The sequence below is a fragment of the Pseudarthrobacter arbutini genome, from assembly GCF_054510915.1.
In genome coordinates, this window is record NZ_JBTNDQ010000013.1 from 144,734 (window position 1) to 158,830 (window position 14,097).

A 14,097-nucleotide genomic window follows, 5' to 3' on the forward strand; every position below is an offset into this window, starting at 1 on the left:
GCATTCACGTCAGTGCCGCTGACCGTTTGCCCGTCAGCGAACGACGGCGGGAGTTTCGGCGGCCAGGGCGCCCACCAGTTCGGGGAGGTCCTTCACGCCGGGAAGTATCCGCAGGTGCGGGTGGCGGCCCAGCTCCTCCGCGCCGAGCTTCCCGGTCAGGACGCCGACGCCGGCCACGCCGGCATTAGCCGCGGCCTGCAGATCGACGACGGTGTCGCCGGCCGCCAGCACGGCGCCCACGTTCAGGACACCGGTGCGCTCCATCGCGCGGTGGATCATATGGGGAGCCGGGCGTCCGCGGGGCACCTCGTCGGAGGTGACCACGGCGTCCAGCAGCTCGCCGTCGCCCACGCGCCAGCCCAGCGTGGCCAGCAGCGGATCGGCCACATCCCGCGAGAATCCGGTGGTCAGGGCCACCTTGATGCCCATGGACTTCAGGGTCCGCAGCGCATCCTCAACACCGTCCAGGGGAACGGGTGCGTTCGCGGCGTAGAGGGCGGCCAGGATCTCCTGGAAGCGGACAAACGTGCCCGCAACAAGCCCGGATTCGGCGGCGATGCCGCCAATTTCCAACAGCGCTGCGATGGCTTCGGTCTTGTCCGCGCCCATCCACGCCTGGAGGTCCTCGGGGGTTACCTCGGCGCCGGCCTCGCGGACGGATTCCCCGAGGGCGCTGTAGACATCCCCGTGTTCGTCGATGGTGGTTCCGGCCATGTCGAGGGCTACAAGTTCAATCATTATGGTGTTCCTTAGGCTGTGGTTGGCACGCGGACCAGGTTGGCGCGGTGCTCGCTGGTGTTTTCGATGGTGAAGTTGGTCAGGCCGGGGCTGTACCTGTCGTCGGAGTATTCGATCGGCTCCCCGGCTGCGGATGAGGTCAGGCGCCGCTCGCGGAGCAAGGGTGAACCGGGTTCGACGCCGAGCAGTTCCACGTCCAGTCCCTCGGCTGCCACGGCGTCGATGGTGTGCCGGCCCCGGCTCAGGTCCACGCCCTGGCTTTTCAGGAAGCTGAAGATGGAGCCGCTGTCCGTATCAAAGTCGAACAGCAGCCGCCCGACGTCGAGGACAAAGCTGGTCCGCTCCACCATGGCCGGCGCGTCCCCGAGGAGCCGCAGCCGCAGGACCTCCACCACAGGCTCGCCCGCCTGGATGCCCAGCTGGGCCGCCACCTCGGGCGAGGCCGGGCGGCGGGCGATCTCCTGGGTCTGCTGTCCCGGGGACTTGCCAATGGATCCGGCCCACTCCGTAAAGGACATAAATGTGGTGAACGGCTGGGACAGCGCCGCCCGACCGGCCACCGGCTGCTTGCCGCGCCCGCCCAAAATGAGGCCCTCAGCACGCAGGGCCGCGAGGGCCTGCCGGACGGTTCCCCGCGAGGCCTCGAACTCCCGGCAAAGCTCCGCCTCGCTGGGAATCTGGAACCCCTCAGGCCACATGCCCGACGTGATCCGGGCACGAAGTTCGTCGGTCAAGCGCTGGTGGAGAGGCTGAAGCTGCGAAAGGGACATGACTTGATCATACAAGTTAGATGGGCGAGATTTCCAGGGATTTCGACCCTCTCGAATGAACACGGCATTAACTCCGCGGGCCTCCAATGAACAAACCGTAAACTTGTTCAAACAAGTGCCAATCCGGCTTGATTGGCCTGGCCCCGGGCGGCCACTATCGATCTTGTGAATACCGAAAACCTTCAAAACCAAGCCGCCAGCAGCCTCCCGTCCTCCATGGACGTGGTGGTAGTCGGGGCCGGCATCGTGGGCCTGGCCCACGCCGCCCTTGCCGCCGATCGGGGGCTCTCCGTGCTGGTCATTGATCGCGATCACCGCGCAGTGGGCGCCTCCATCCGGAACTTCGGACACTGCTGCATCACCGCCCAGACCGGCGACTTGTATGAACTTGCCATCACCGGCCGCAAGCACTGGCTGGACTTCTCCGAACGCGCCGGCTTCTGGGCCACGGAATCCGGAGCCGTGGTGGTGGCGCGCACCGCAACAGAACTTCGCGTCCTTCACGAGCTGGCGGAACACCGCGAGCCCGGCCAGATCGTTCTGCTCAGCGCCGCAGAAACGTCCGCCCGGCTGGGGCGAGCGGCTGCTGCTGAGGGTCCGGACGCAACGACAGGTCCCGTCGTCGTCGGCGGCGCATGGCTGCGTGATGACCTCAGGGTCGATCCCCGGACCACCGTGGCGAGCCTCGCCGCGTGGCTGGATTCGCGTCCTGACACGTCCGTGCGGTGGAACACCTCCGCCCTCGGCTTTGGCGCGGGGACCGAACGGACAGCCCTGGTCCGGACAAGCCGCGGCGAGGTGGAGGCTGACCACGTGTTTGTGTGCGTGGGCCACGACGTGGACCTGCTCTTCCCGGAACTTGCCGAAGGGCACAAGATCGAACGCTGCTCTCTCCAGATGGCGGCCGCGGCAGGCCCGGAGGGGCTGGATCTGCAACCGGCGGTACTGACAGCCACGTCCATGCTCCGCTACGGCGCCTTTGTGGAGATGCCGTCCGCGGCGGAGCTCCTCGCAGAAGTCCAGGCGCAGGATCCGGGCCTCCTGGACATCGGGGCCAACGTGATGTTCACCCAGCGCCCGGACGGCACGCTGCTGTTGGGCGACTCGCATGCCTACCAGAAAACCGCCGACCCCTTCCTGGCAGAGTCCACCACTGCGCTCCTGCTGGACCGGATCCAGGGCGTCCTGGGGGCCGAATCCCTCGACATCACGGAACGCTGGCAGGGCATTTACGCCTCCAGCGAGGTGGGCCCGCTCCTTGTTGCCGGCATTACCCCCGGCGTCACTGCCGTGTCCGTCACCGCGGGAATCGGCATGACCGTTTCCTTCGGCCTGGCGGCCCGCAACGTCGCCACCCTCCCCTAGACCAACTCCCTCTTTTCCTCCCCCAAGACCCCCAAGCCCCCCAAGACCCCCAAGGATCCCCATGAAAACCCGCTACCTCGCCCTGATTCCGGCTGCCCTGCTCGCCGCCGTCGGCCTGTCCTCCTGCGCCAGCCCGGACGTCCAGAACGCATCAGCGAACACCCCCGCCTACTGCGCCGAGGGCCCCATCAAGTTCGGCATCGAGCCCTATGAGGACCCGGCCAAGCTCGAACCCGCCTACCGCGTCCTCGCGGACGCCATGGCGGCGAAGCTGGGCTGCGAGGTGGAGGTCCAGGTTGTGGAGGACTACTCGGCCGAGGTGCTCGCCATGGCCAACAACCGCCTGGACATCGGGCAGTTCGGGCCCATGGGCTACGTCTTCGCCAGCACCAAGGCGGGAGCGGAGCCCATCGCCTCCTTTGGAACGGCCGACGGCGAACTCAGCACCTACACCGCCGGCATCTGGGTGCCCAAAGACTCCGCCATCCAGTCGATCAACGATCTCAAGGGCAAGGATGTGGCACTCGGCGGCATCGGCTCCACCTCCGGCGATGTCCTCCCCCGCTACGGCCTCAAGAAGGCCGGCATCAGCGAATCCGACCTGGACATCAGCTACGCCGGCGGGCACCCCGAAGCACTCCTGGCCCTGACCAACGGGACGGTGGACGCCGCCGAGATCAACTCCCAGACCCTTGCCTCAGCCACGGCCGCGGGCACTTTCAAGCCGGAGGACTTCCGCCAGATCTGGATCTCGGACGCCATCCCCAACGATCCCATCACCATCCGCGGCAACGCTGACCCGGCCCTCAAGGAAGCCGTCCGCGACGCCCTGGTGAATCTCCCCGCCGAGGCCATCGCCGAAGTGGGCGCCTTCCTGGACGTCACGCCTCCGGGCCCGCTGCTGGCCGTCACCAAGGAGACCTACCAGCCCCTGTTCGATCTCGCCGCCACCATGGGGCTGACCGAGGAAGACCTGTGACCGCTGTCCAGGTGGCAGGCCTGACCAAGGCCTACGGCGGAACCACAGTGCTGGACGGCGTCGACTTCACCGTCCGGGCAGGGGAACTGCTCGCGTTCCTGGGCGCCAACGGTTCAGGAAAATCCACGACGCTCAAGTGCGTCATCGGGCTGACCCGTCCGGACGCCGGCACCATCCGCGTCCAGGGCAAGGACCTGGGGAAACTCCAGGGCCGGGCCCAGATCCTGGCGCGCAGCCAGGCCGCCATGGTCTTCCAGAAGATCCATCTTGTCCCGCGCCGGACGGCCCTGGACAACGTCTGCTCCGGCGGACTCCTGCGGGTCCGCGGACTCGCGTCGGTCAGCCCGGCGTTTTTTGCCAAAGAACTGAAGGAGGAAGCCATGGCGTGCCTGGACCGCGTAGGCCTGGCGGGAGTTGCCCTGGAACAGACGGGAAAGCTGTCCGGCGGGCAGCAGCAGCGCGTCGCGATTGCCCGGGCCCTCTGCCAGCGCGCCTCGGTGCTGCTCGCGGACGAACCCGTCTCCGCCCTGGACCCGCACGCGGCTGAACAGGTCATGGCACTCCTGGCCGAGCTTGCCCACACGGAGAACCTCGCCGTCGCTGCGGTGCTCCACCAGCCGGACCTCGCGATCCGTTACGCGGACCGCGCCATCGGCCTCCTCAAGGGAAAGATTGTGTTCGACGGCGGCCTGGCCGGCTTGACGGACGATGTCCTGGACACGCTGTACGCACCGGACAGGGTCGCGGCATGAGCGCCCCCGCAATCCCCCGCGCGAAGCGCCAGTGGACCCGCACCGGGACCACCGCCACCGTCGTCGTCATCCTCATTGTCCTGCACGTGATCGCCCTCGAAAGCACCGAGTTCAAACCGGCGCTGCTGGTTGACGGCGCCCAGGGCATGGGCCGGTTCCTCGCCGAGGCGTTCCCGCCGGACCTGAACTGGGAGAAGGTCCTGAAGCCCAGCCTGGAAGCAACACTGGTGACGCTGTGGATCGGGCTGCTGGGAACCACCCTGTCCATTCCCACCGCCCTCCTGCTGGCCGCGCTGGCCTCGGAAACCACTACTCCGCATCCCGTGGTGTACCAGGCAGCGCGGGCCGTGCTGTCCTTCTTCCGGGCGGTTCCTGACGTTGTTTTTGCCCTGATCTTTGTCACCGCCGTGGGCCTGGGCCCGTTCGCAGGCGTGTTGGCCCTGATCTGCCACAACACCGGCGTAATGGGGAAGCTCTGGGCTGAAGCCATGGAGGAGAGCGACCAGGGGCCGGTCCAGGCGCTTGCCTCCGCCGGTGCCAGCAAGCTGCAGCAGACGTTCCATGCGAGCATCCCGCTGGTGGTCCCCCAGTTTGTGGGCCTGCTCCTCTACCGGTTCGACGTGAACGTGCGGTCCTCGCTGGTCCTGGGCCTGGTGGGCGCCGGCGGTGTGGGCCTGCTCATCAACCAGGCCATCAAGTCCTTCCAGTTCGATCAGATGCTCACGCACATCATCGTGGTGCTCGTCCTGATCGTGGTGGTTGACCAGGCGTCGGCCCTGATCCGGCGCAGGCTCGCCTGACCTGCATGCCCTGTCCTGCGCCCCCGGGGACAGGACAGCGGACGACGGCGGGTGGGTGACCGCCGTCGTCCGCTTGCGCCCGCACCCGGGGAACCTTGAGTGCATCTACCTTGAGACGGGCACCGAGGACTGCTCGCTTATCCCGGCAGGAGAGCTGGCGGGGCACACCACAACAACAGCCACCGTGCTCAGGCGGCGAGATACATCATGGTGGCATGTTCGAGTGGGCTGGGAGGGTGGGGTGTGCAGCCAGGTGGCCAGTGCGTAGGTTCACGGTCCTGTTGCTCGGCTGGGTAGTGCCGGCCGGTGGGTGAAATCCAGCCAGGTGGTTCATTGTGCGTTGCCTGCGCAGGCGTCCAGGCGGATGTGTGTTTGAGGCGGTGGTGTTTCGGGCAGGCCTGTCCGAGGTTGCTGATCCCGGTAGTCCCGCCGTCCTGCCAGGCCGTCAGGTGGTCGTTCTCGTTGTCCAAGGACTGGTTGCTGCAGCCGGGGAAGGTGCAGGCACCGTCCCGCATCCTGAGCCACCGCTTCAAGGATTCGGGGAGCCGGTAACTCGTGCGGCCGATCTCCAGTGACGCTCCATCCCGCGGGTCAACCAGGACCCGGTAGAACGAGCTGGCACCATCGGCAACGAGCCTGCGCGCGATCGACGCCGGGACCGGCCCGAACCCATCCACCTCCGCGGGTTCCTCAGTGAGCCCGAGGAGGGAAAACACGGGGACGGTCACCAGGACGTCAGCCTTGGGAGAGGTCACCTCACCGGGCTGCTGGTTGGCGCTGCCCAGCAGCAGCCCCGCAGCGATGTCAGCCCGGATCTGGGTGAGTGTGCGCGACTCGTCAGCGCCCTGCAGCCCACGGCCCAGGGCAGAGGCCTTGTTCCATACTGCGCAGGCCGTGTCACCGGGAAGGTACAGCGAGATCCAGCCCATGCCGTCCCGGTCCGGGGTATATTCCATTCGCCGATCCGCCACGCTCTTTGCATGGCGCTTCTCCAGGGATTCGGGGTGGTGGCGTTCGCGCCAGGCCCGGACTTTCCGCCGGAACCGGGAGGGCACCAATTCGCCGGGCGTGGCACAGCGGGCGCCGTCCGGCGCCCCCGGGTCGAAGAAATGCGATTCCAAGGCCGAAACGGCCGCCGAGGGTAGGCCAGCGGTTTCGTCGACCACAATCCGGGCGTACTGCCAGGCGATGTTCCCGGCCTGAAGCGCGTCCAAAGCGGCCGGCAGGGACGTTGTCAGCGCATGGGCCTCCCCCAAAAGGGAGGATGAGGCGCGTTCGCCGATGGTGAGTACGCACGCCACTTCTGCCACCAGGGACATCTCCTGCGCCGACGCCTCATATGCACTGGCGGGCGGGGCCTCCAGCGCTGCTGCGGCCTCCGCGTAGGCGGCCAGCAGCCGGATCTTCGCTGCCGCCGTCGCCGACTCGACCCGCGCCAGTACGCCCAGCCTTCCAGGCATGCCTCCGAGAACTCCCGCAACGGATCAACATCAGCGGTGTGGTCCGTGTGGTTTGGCAGGGACGAAGGGCAGGCAACAACCCCGGCAAGCTGACCGGCCAGCCCGGCCACCGACACGACGGCAGCCGTCACTGCGGCCCTGCCTCCCGCATCGATAACCGCACCGATTTCCATAGGCACAGCATGGCAGTGGGGTCTGACATTCATGTCGCGGCCCATTCCGGCGAACGTACGCAGGGGAATCTCCTGGCCCATTTCGGCAAAACCGTCCTCAGCAGTGACAAAACGCAAGACGGACGACGGCGGGTGGGCGCCCGCCGTCGTCCGCTTTATGTTTGGGCGTTGCCCAGGCAGCGTCCGGGCAGTTGACACCCGCCGGCGCGTGCGGTTGACTTTTGCATATGCTGAAATAACAGTTCCATGATGCGGAATAAAGTATCCGTATAGCCCTACACCGTGGATGCCAGCATCAAAACACGAGGATCTGTTTTATGCACCTTGAACAGTTCAACACGGCTGGCCGCCCGGAGGCTGCCGAATTCCTGCGCCCCTGCCTGGACATCCAACGCTGGATCGACGAGCTCGCCGACGAGCGGCCCTATTCCAGCCTCGACGCGCTCCTGGCGGCGGGTCGCGGCGCAGCCAACCCCTTCACCCCGGCGGAGATCGAAGCGGCCCTCGCCCACCATCCGCGGATCGGCGAGCGGGCGCAGGGAGACAGCGCGGAAGCGAAGCTGTCCCAGTCGGAACAGGCCGGACTGGGCGTGGCCGACGCCGCCGTGGCCGAGGCCCTGGCGGAAGGCAACCGGGCCTACGAGGAGAAGTTCGGGCAGGTGTTCCTGATCCGCGCCGCCGGCCGCAGCCGCGAGGAGATCCTGGCCGCCCTCAACACCAGGCTCGCCCACACCCCCGAAGCGGAACAATCAATCATTGGCCAGCAGTTGCGGGAAATCGCACTGCTCCGACTCGAAGGACTGATGCGCAGATGAGCACCTCCCACGTCACCACCCATGTACTCGATACCGGCTCCGGAAAGCCGGCAGCCGAGGTCCCGGTAACCCTCCACGTGCTCGACGGCGAGCGCTGGGTCCCGATCGCAGAGGGCGCCACCGACGCGGACGGACGCATCAAAGAGCTGGGACCGGAGCGGCTGCCGTCGGGGACCTACCGCCTGACATTCGACACGGGCAAGTACTTCGCCGCCAGCGGCACCGAAACGTTCTTCCCGGAGGTGACCCTCACGTTTGACGTGGTGGAATCGGAGGCCCATTACCACGTGCCGCTCCTGCTGAGCCCGTTCGCCTATTCCACGTACCGGGGCAGCTGAGCCCACCGGCGCTGCTGGAAACTGCGACAACAGGAAGGGTCCGCGGCGTCGCCGCGGGCCCTTTCGCGCGCCCAGGATCCACACACCGGCCGCAGTCACAATCGGTGATTTGGCCCGGGCGGGCCATAACGCAACAAATTCCTTGACAGTGGTACGGGTCACTTCTATTCTGAATTTTGGGATCCCAAATTGGGATCCCAAAAGATCGCGCTTCGGACCCCAGGCCACAGTTCATAGCCCGGCTTCTCCGGACTTAGGCTCCAGGACGCCCCACCAGCGGCCTCCTGCCCAGCGAGCACCCAAGCCTTTCTTCCCGTCTGCAATCTCCCTCTCTGCAAAGGAGAAGTTGTGTCTCTTCAAAATACTGAAACCGCTGTACCGCTCCCCGACGACAAAACCGGTAAGGACGGCGTGCAACGTCGCACCAACGTCCGCTGGAAAATGTTCCTGCTCCTGCTGGTCCTCGTAGCCGTCAACTACATCGACAGGGGCTCCATCTCGGTGGCCCTGCCCATCATCCAGAAGGAATTCAATCTCGCCCCCGAGCTCGTGGGCCTCCTGCTCTCCGCCTTCTTCTGGACCTACGCGCTGATGCAGGTCCCGGTAGGCCTTCTGATCGATAAGTTCGGTCCCCGCAAGGTCATGACGGCGTCCTGCGTCGGCTGGGGCGCCGCCACGGCCGCCTCAGGCCTGGCCGGGGGCTTCCTCAGCATGTTCATTGCCCGGCTGGGCATCGGCGTCACGGAAGCCGGCGTGATGCCGGCCGGAGGCAAGCTCAACGCGATCTGGATGCACAAGTCGGAGCGCGGACGCGGCGCCACCATCCTCGACGCCGGCGCGCCTCTTGGCGCCGGCCTGGGCGGCATCATCATTGCCGGCCTGATCGCCTCCACCGGCAGCTGGCGCCTCGCGTTCATCATCGCCGGTGCCGCCACCGTCCTGATGGGCCTGGCGGTCTGGTGGTACGTCCGCGACAATCCCCGCCTGCACCGCGGGGTCAACGATGCCGAGGCCGAATACATTGAAGCCTCCCACGCTGCAGAGGACGCTGCGGCCGAGCTCGACGGCAGCAAGGGCAAGCGCGCCCTTCTGCCGTACCTGAAATTCCGCTCCTTCTGGGCCATGTGCCTCGGCTGGCTGGGCTTCAACGGCGTCTTCTACGGGCTGCTGACCTGGGGACCGCTCTACCTGGCCCAGGACAAGGGCTTCGACCTCAAGACCATCGGTTGGTCCACGTTCGTGATCTTCGGCGCCGGCTTTGTCGGCGAAATCCTGGGCGGTGCCATCGCCGACAAGTGGCAGTCCACCGGCGCCTCCGCCAACCGTGTGATGCGCACGCTTCTGGGCACCTCCAGTGTGGTGGTGATCGGCGGCCTGATCGGCGTCACCGTTGTGGCCGATCCCACCACCGCCGTCGTCCTCCTGTCCGTGGTCATGTTCTTCCTCCGCTGGGTGGGCCTGTTCTGGAGCATCCCCTCCATCCTGGGCGGCCGGACCAACGCCGGCGTCCTGGGCGGGGCGATGAACTTCAGCGGCAACATCTCCGGCTTCGTGACCCCGATTGCGGTCGGCCTGATTGTCGGTGCCACCGGCTCCTACACCTGGGCGCTGCTGTACTTCGTGGGATCCGCGATCATCATGGGGGTATCCGTCCTGACCCTGAACTACAACAAGCGGCTACCTGTCTAAGCTAGCCACACGCACCTGTTCCTGAAGCCGGGAACGCAATGCCAGACAAGAACCGAAAGTGGAGAAGCATGCACAGCGCAGAAGAAACCCAGGACAAGGAACGCCCCCTTCGGGAGGCTGTCCGGGACACCCTCCGCAACAGGATCTTCGAAGGGCATTACGTTCCCGGCACCAGGCTGGTGGAACGCGACCTCGCCGCCGAATTCAACGTGTCACGGCTTCCCGTCCGCGAAGCGCTCCGCATGCTGCGCCAGGAAGGGCTCATCAGCGACAGGGGCGCCCGCGGAGCCGAGGTCAGCACTCTGAGTCCCAAAGACGTCGAGGACCTGTTCGATGTCAGGCAGTCCCTTGAGGTGCTTGCCTGCCGCCTGGCCGCCTCCCGCGCCACCGCCGAAGACCTCAGCGGCCTCAAAGGGCTGCTCGACGAAGCAGACCGCTTCCTGGCCAACGGCGCCATCATGGAAGCCCACCGGGCCAACAGCGAATTCCACGATGCCATCACCCGGATCGCGGACAACGGCTTCCTCAAGTCCGCACTGGAACCGCTCCAGGGCCGCATGCACTGGCTCTTCCGCCACGTCAGCGACCTTCCGGAGCTGATCGAAGAACACCGCGCCCTCTACGCCGCCATCGCCAGCGGCGACCCGGAACGGGCAGCCGCCCAATCGGCGTCGCACGTCGACAAATACCGCGAACAGTTTCCGGAGGATTTCAGCCGGACAGAACCCGCCCTTCATCGGAAGAACTTATGAAACTTCTTGTCATCAACCCCAACATCAGCGACGACGTTACCGCCCTGATCGAAGCGGAGGCCCTCCGCTCCGCCTCCCCCGGAACAGAACTTGTGGTCCGGACCGCCGGGTACGGCGTCGAATACATCGAAACCCGCTTTGAGTCCCTGATCGCGGCGGGAGCCGTCGCAGAAATCGTCGCCCAGTACACCCAAGACGGCGCCAGCGTCGACGGCGTTGTGGTGGCCGCCTTCGGCGACCCCGGGATGCCCGCACTGAAGGAACTCACGGACATCCCCGTTATCGGAATCACCGAGGCGGCACTCTGCGCAGCCGCCCTGCAGGGGCACCGGTTCTCCATCATCGCCATCTCGGACCGGATCCGGCCCTGGTACCGGGACTGCGTGGAGCGCTTCGGGCTCGGCGGCCGGCTGGCATCGATCCGCTCCATCAACGAAGCCCTCCACGGCATCGCCTCGGTGCAGCAGGACTTCAAGGCAACCCTGCTGGCACTCAGCCACCAGGCCGTCACGGAGGACGGGGCCGACGTCGTGATCCTCGCCGGAGCACCGCTCGCCGGCCTGGCCCGCGAACTCCGCGGGCAGATCGGCGTCCCCGTGGTGGACGGTATCTCCGCGGGCATCCGCATGGCAGAAGCGGTTGTTGGGCTCGATTCCGGACCGCACCGCGCAGGCGCCTTCGCACCGCCGCCGGCCAAGTCCCGCCGCGGCCTCACCGAGAACCTGGACGCCGCACTCACCACCGCGCAGAACGCGTCCGCGCACGATCCCGCCCGACGCGGCGTCACCCAGCCAGCCGCGCCCGCACAGGCCAACTAGCCACTTTCTATTTAGGAGGACACCGATGTCCGACACCCCAGAACTCGTCATTGCCAACGGCACCGTGGTCAACAGCTTCGGCCGCCACCGGGCCCACGTTGTGGTCCGGGAGGGCCGCATCGACCAACTGGTGGACGCCGCCGAGCCCGTCCCCACCGCGACGCGCGTCATCGATGCCGCCGGCCTGCTGGTCATTCCCGGCGGCGTGGACGGACACTGCCACGTGGCCCAGATAACCGGGAGGTTCCGCACCCTCGATGACTACCGGACCACGTCGGCGGCCGCTTTGTGGGGCGGCACCACCACCATCATCGACTTCGGCATCCCCCGGGACGCCCGCGAAACCCCGCTGGACGCCGTGCTTTCCAAGAAGGCGCTGGCCCGGGAGTCCCGGTGCGACGTCGCGCTGCACGGCTCCGTGGTCAGCTGGGACGAAACGGTGCCCTGGCAGCTGGAGCAGCTCGCTGCCGAGGGCGTCCGGTCCGTCAAGATGTACACCACCAACCGCGGCACCACTATGGCGGACGGGGTTACCATCCTGAAGGTCATGCGCGAGATGGTCCGCCTGGACGGCCTCACCTACATCCATGCCGAGCACGACCCCATCATCGCGGACTGCACCCAGCAGCACGCGGACGACGGACGGATCGGCGTCGAACACCTGCACCGCACCCGGCCCGAACTGGCCGAAGAGGTCTCGGTCAAGGAAACCCTGGCCATGGCCGAATACACCGGCGCCCCTGTCTACTTTGTGCACCAGTCCACTCCCGGAGCCGTGGATCTGGTCACCGAGGCCCGCGGCCGCGGCCAGGAGGCCTACTCCGAGACCTGCCCGCACTACCTCACCCTGGACGACAGCGTCTACGGATCGGTGATGCCGGAGTGGTACGCCTGCTGCCCGCCCATGCGCAGCCCGCAGACCGTCGCCGCGCTCCGGGAACGGCTTGCCGACGGCGCCATCCACACCGTCGCCTCCGACCACTCCTGCTACGACCTCACGCAAAAGCGGGAGCGCCCGGACGACATCCGCGAAATGCCGCACGGACTCCCGGGCGTCGAAACCCGGATGCCCGTCACCTTCACCGTCCTGATGGAAGGAGCCCGCGGTGCACGGGTGGAGGACTTCGTCGAAGTCTTCGCCGCCGGCCCGGCCCGCATCAACGCCCTTCCCCGCAAGGGAACCATCGCCCCCGGGTTCGACGCCGACCTGGTCATCTTCGATCCGGCCGAGGAAAGGACGGTCGACGGCGACGCCCTGCACATGGGCACCGATTTCTCCCCGTTCGACGGCCGGACGCTCACGGGCTGGCCCGCCGTCGTCGTATCGGCCGGACGCGTGGTGGTGGACAGCGACGGGTTCCACGACCCCGGTCCCGTAGGCCGCTTCGTGCCCCGCCTCGGTTTCCGCGAGCATCTGGCCGCGACTTCCGTCCCTACTCCCGCCGCCCAGGCCACCCGCTAGGAGCCCCCATGCCTTCCGAAACCCGCGCCACCCGCATCGGCATGATCGTGCCGTCCTCCAACACCTGCCTCGAACCGCAGAGCTACCGGATCCTGGGCGACCGTGACGACGTCACCATCCACTTCGCCCGGATCCCGGTCACCCGGATTGCCTTGGATAAATCCTCGGACAAGCAGTTCGACGCCGTGGTCATGCGTTCGGCCGCCGAACTCCTCGCCACCGCCGATGTGGACGTCATCGCCTGGAACGGCACCTCCGGCTCCTGGCTCGGCGCCGACCATGACCGCCGGCTCGTGGAGGGAATCACGGACGCCACGGGCATCCCGGCCACCACGTCCACCCTGGCGTACATGGAGGCGTTCCGGACCTTCGGCGCCGAACGCATCGGGCTCTTCACCCCGTACACCGGGGACGTCAACGAACAGATCGTGGCGTCCTACCAACGGGACGGCATCAAGACCCTCGACCACCGGTTCCTGGGCCTGAGCGACAACGAGTCGTTCGCCCGGGTGGCGGATGAGGAGATGCGTCCGGGGTCGCTGGAGCTTGCCGCGTCCAGGCCGGACGCCGTCATCTACCTCTGCACGAATCTCTATGGCGCCAACATCACCGCGGAAATTGAGGCCGAGACCGGCGTTCCCGTGCTGGACTCGGTGGCCGTAACGCTGTGGCATTGCCTCAGGATGGCGGGCGCACCGCTGTTGGACGCGCGCTGGGGCAGGCTCCTCACGTCCGCCTGAAAGCAACGCGGGGTCAGATACGGCCGATTCTGGGCGGCTTAATGGGCCGTATTCGACCCCGCGTTGCTTGTGGCTCCGTTAGCAGCCAAATGTGACCGTCCGCTCGCCTTGACGCGCGGATCGTCACCTAGATAATCTCGAGATGCAATAAAGTTTTCTCACAGAATGAAAACTTGAGCCAACTATTCAACGATGAAAGAGGCTGGACGTGGCTGCAGGAGAAGATACCTCCCATATCCTCAGCGGGTTGACAAACCAGCTGCCTGATCGTGATCCGGAAGAGACCGCCGAATGGGCTGAGTCCCTGGATGCACTGATCAGGGAACAGGGCACGGAACGTGCCCAATACATCATGCGGAGCCTGCTGCAGCGCGCCGGCGCGCAGAGCGTCGGCGTGCCGATGGTGACCACCACGGACTACGTGAACACCATCCCGGTGGACCAGG

The 14,097-nt window shown here is 66.6% G+C and carries 15 protein-coding genes; 12 read left to right on the top strand and 3 right to left on the bottom strand.

Going from position 1 to position 14,097, the window contains the following annotated elements:
- Nucleotides 1–33 precede the first annotated feature (33 nt).
- Together ACX80V_RS15855 and ACX80V_RS15860 are read right to left on the bottom strand one after the other, a co-directional pair.
- Nucleotides 34–738, bottom strand: coding sequence for a phosphonatase-like hydrolase (locus ACX80V_RS15855; protein ID WP_485843949.1), 705 nt, complete (start codon nt 736–738; stop codon nt 34–36).
- A gap of 11 nt (nt 739–749) precedes the next feature.
- Complete coding sequence (locus ACX80V_RS15860; RefSeq protein ID WP_485843950.1) at nt 750–1,508, bottom strand: GntR family transcriptional regulator; 759 nt, start codon at nt 1,506–1,508, stop codon at nt 750–752.
- A 165-nt stretch (nt 1,509–1,673) separates the two neighbouring features.
- On the opposite strand from ACX80V_RS15860, the gene ACX80V_RS15865 reads away from it, so the two are divergent.
- From ACX80V_RS15865 to phnE, 4 genes are all read left to right on the top strand, one after another.
- Nucleotides 1,674–2,873, top strand: coding sequence for a TIGR03364 family FAD-dependent oxidoreductase (locus ACX80V_RS15865; protein WP_485843951.1), 1,200 nt, complete (start codon nt 1,674–1,676; stop codon nt 2,871–2,873).
- A 61-nt stretch (nt 2,874–2,934) separates the two neighbouring features.
- On the top strand, nt 2,935–3,852 hold the full coding sequence (locus tag ACX80V_RS15870; protein ID WP_485843952.1) for a phosphate/phosphite/phosphonate ABC transporter substrate-binding protein: 918 nt from the start codon (nt 2,935–2,937) through the stop codon (nt 3,850–3,852).
- Nucleotides 3,849–4,604: a phosphonate ABC transporter ATP-binding protein gene (locus tag ACX80V_RS15875; protein WP_485843953.1), complete on the top strand. Its 756-nt coding sequence runs from the start codon at nt 3,849–3,851 to the stop codon at nt 4,602–4,604. The genes ACX80V_RS15870 and ACX80V_RS15875 overlap by 4 nt, the downstream gene beginning before the upstream one ends.
- Nucleotides 4,601–5,404 (top strand): phosphonate ABC transporter, permease protein PhnE, encoded by an 804-nt coding sequence (gene phnE, locus ACX80V_RS15880; protein WP_485843954.1) that lies wholly within the window; start codon nt 4,601–4,603, stop codon nt 5,402–5,404. Before ACX80V_RS15875 ends, phnE begins: the two co-directional genes overlap by 4 nt.
- 188 nt (nt 5,405–5,592) lie before the next feature.
- Here the strand turns inward: phnE and ACX80V_RS15885 are convergent, their stop codons facing one another.
- Nucleotides 5,593–6,864, bottom strand: a complete 1,272-nt coding sequence (locus ACX80V_RS15885; RefSeq protein WP_485843955.1) for an HNH endonuclease signature motif containing protein — start codon at nt 6,862–6,864, stop codon at nt 5,593–5,595.
- 490 nt (nt 6,865–7,354) lie between these two features.
- Here ACX80V_RS15885 and uraD point away from each other — a divergent pair, with 490 nt between their 5' ends.
- The 8 genes from uraD to ACX80V_RS15925 form a co-directional block, all read left to right on the top strand.
- Entirely contained in the window at nt 7,355–7,852 is a 498-nt protein-coding gene (uraD, locus tag ACX80V_RS15890) for a 2-oxo-4-hydroxy-4-carboxy-5-ureidoimidazoline decarboxylase (RefSeq protein ID WP_485843956.1), read from the top strand.
- Nucleotides 7,849–8,190, top strand: a complete 342-nt coding sequence (gene uraH / locus ACX80V_RS15895; protein ID WP_485843957.1) for a hydroxyisourate hydrolase — start codon at nt 7,849–7,851, stop codon at nt 8,188–8,190. Before uraD ends, uraH begins: the two co-directional genes overlap by 4 nt.
- A 348-nt stretch (nt 8,191–8,538) precedes the next feature.
- Entirely contained in the window at nt 8,539–9,879 is a 1,341-nt protein-coding gene (locus ACX80V_RS15900; RefSeq protein ID WP_485843958.1) for an MFS transporter, read from the top strand.
- Nucleotides 9,880–9,947: 68 nt separating this feature from the next.
- Nucleotides 9,948–10,631, top strand: coding sequence for a GntR family transcriptional regulator (locus ACX80V_RS15905; RefSeq protein WP_485843959.1), 684 nt, complete (start codon nt 9,948–9,950; stop codon nt 10,629–10,631).
- Nucleotides 10,628–11,449, top strand: coding sequence for an aspartate/glutamate racemase family protein (locus ACX80V_RS15910; RefSeq protein ID WP_485843960.1), 822 nt, complete (start codon nt 10,628–10,630; stop codon nt 11,447–11,449). The genes ACX80V_RS15905 and ACX80V_RS15910 overlap by 4 nt, the downstream gene beginning before the upstream one ends.
- A gap of 25 nt (nt 11,450–11,474) precedes the next feature.
- Nucleotides 11,475–12,911 (top strand): amidohydrolase family protein, encoded by a 1,437-nt coding sequence (locus tag ACX80V_RS15915; RefSeq protein WP_485843961.1) that lies wholly within the window; start codon nt 11,475–11,477, stop codon nt 12,909–12,911.
- A gap of 8 nt (nt 12,912–12,919) precedes the next feature.
- The gene (locus tag ACX80V_RS15920; protein ID WP_485843962.1) at nt 12,920–13,651 is read left to right on the top strand and encodes a maleate cis-trans isomerase family protein; all 732 of its coding nucleotides are present in this window, start codon (nt 12,920–12,922) and stop codon (nt 13,649–13,651) included.
- Between the two features lie 208 nt (nt 13,652–13,859).
- A partial coding sequence (locus ACX80V_RS15925; protein WP_485843963.1) for a pyruvate dehydrogenase E1 component-related protein occupies nt 13,860–14,097 on the top strand: 238 nt, incomplete at its 3' end.

Coding starts and splice junctions, on each gene's coding strand:
- ACX80V_RS15920 (WP_485843962.1), top strand. CDS start 12,920: ATGCCTTCCGAAACCCGCGCCACCCGCATCGGCATGATCGTGCCGTCC.
- ACX80V_RS15855 (WP_485843949.1), bottom strand. CDS start 738: ATGATTGAACTTGTAGCCCTCGACATGGCCGGAACCACCATCGACGAA.
- ACX80V_RS15915 (WP_485843961.1), top strand. CDS start 11,475: ATGTCCGACACCCCAGAACTCGTCATTGCCAACGGCACCGTGGTCAAC.
- phnE (WP_485843954.1), top strand. CDS start 4,601: ATGAGCGCCCCCGCAATCCCCCGCGCGAAGCGCCAGTGGACCCGCACC.
- ACX80V_RS15870 (WP_485843952.1), top strand. CDS start 2,935: ATGAAAACCCGCTACCTCGCCCTGATTCCGGCTGCCCTGCTCGCCGCC.
- ACX80V_RS15885 (WP_485843955.1), bottom strand. CDS start 6,864: ATGCCTGGAAGGCTGGGCGTACTGGCGCGGGTCGAGTCGGCGACGGCG.
- uraH (WP_485843957.1), top strand. CDS start 7,849: ATGAGCACCTCCCACGTCACCACCCATGTACTCGATACCGGCTCCGGA.
- ACX80V_RS15860 (WP_485843950.1), bottom strand. CDS start 1,508: ATGTCCCTTTCGCAGCTTCAGCCTCTCCACCAGCGCTTGACCGACGAA.
- uraD (WP_485843956.1), top strand. CDS start 7,355: ATGCACCTTGAACAGTTCAACACGGCTGGCCGCCCGGAGGCTGCCGAA.
- ACX80V_RS15910 (WP_485843960.1), top strand. CDS start 10,628: ATGAAACTTCTTGTCATCAACCCCAACATCAGCGACGACGTTACCGCC.
- ACX80V_RS15905 (WP_485843959.1), top strand. CDS start 9,948: ATGCACAGCGCAGAAGAAACCCAGGACAAGGAACGCCCCCTTCGGGAG.